General features: G+C 73.0%; 1 protein-coding gene. It reads left to right on the top strand.

Annotated features, from left to right (window positions below; all coding sequences use genetic code 11):
- On the top strand, window positions 1–927 hold a 927-nt coding region (locus I5E_RS16940), incomplete at both ends, for an ATP-binding cassette domain-containing protein (protein ID WP_022908030.1).

Raw genomic sequence — 927 nt, 5'->3', positions numbered from 1 at the left:
CCCGTGGACGGTCTCCAGCACGTCGACGAGTCGGTGACCAGGCGGTTCTTCCACCCGGCCGGCCCACTNGCGGTCCGCACACCGCGGGAACCGATCGCCACGCTGCCCCTCCGGGACGTGACGCTGCACAACCTGCACGGTCTCGACGTCGACGTCCCGCTCGGGGTCCTCACCGCGGTCACGGGGGTGAGCGGTTCCGGGAAGTCCTCGCTGGTCGGCGGTGTGCTCGCCACGCACGGCGCGGACCACCCGCTCGTGACCCGGGTCGTCCAGGTCGACCAGAAGCCGATCGGCCGCACGCCCCGCTCGAACCTCGCCACCTACACGGGCCTGTTCGACGCCGTCCGCCAGGCCTTCGCCGCCACCGATGCCGCGCGCGAGCGCGGCTGGGGCGCCGGACGGTTCTCGTTCAACGTCGCCGGTGGTCGCTGCGAGGTGTGCCAGGGCGAGGGCTCCGTCTCGGTCGAGCTGCTCTTCCTGCCCGGCAGCTGGGCGCCGTGCCCGGAGTGCCACGGCGCCCGGTACAACGCCGAGACGCTCGAGGTCCGCTGGGACGGCGCGAGCATCGCCGACGTCCTCGGGATGACCGTCGACGACGCGGCCGACTTCCTCGCGGCGATCCCCGCGGCGTCGCGCGGACTCGAAACCCTCCGGCAGGTCGGTCTCGGCTACCTCCGCATCGGGCAGCCCGCGCCGGAGCTCTCCGGCGGCGAGGCGCAGCGCATCAAGCTCGCCACCGAGCTGCAGCGTGCCCGGTCCGGCCACACGCTCTACCTGCTCGACGAACCCACGACCGGGCTGCACCCGGCCGACGTCGAACTGCTGTCCGAGCAGCTGTCCCGGCTCACCGACGCCGGCAACACCGTGGTCGTCGTCGAGCACAGCATGGACGTCGTCGCGGCGGCCGACCACGTCATCGACATGGGT

Origin of the sequence: Curtobacterium sp. B18 (assembly GCF_000333375.1) — a bacterium.
In the GTDB taxonomy this organism is placed as follows: Bacteria; Actinomycetota; Actinomycetes; order Actinomycetales; family Microbacteriaceae; genus Curtobacterium.
This window is presented reverse-complemented; position numbering and strand designations above follow the sequence as displayed.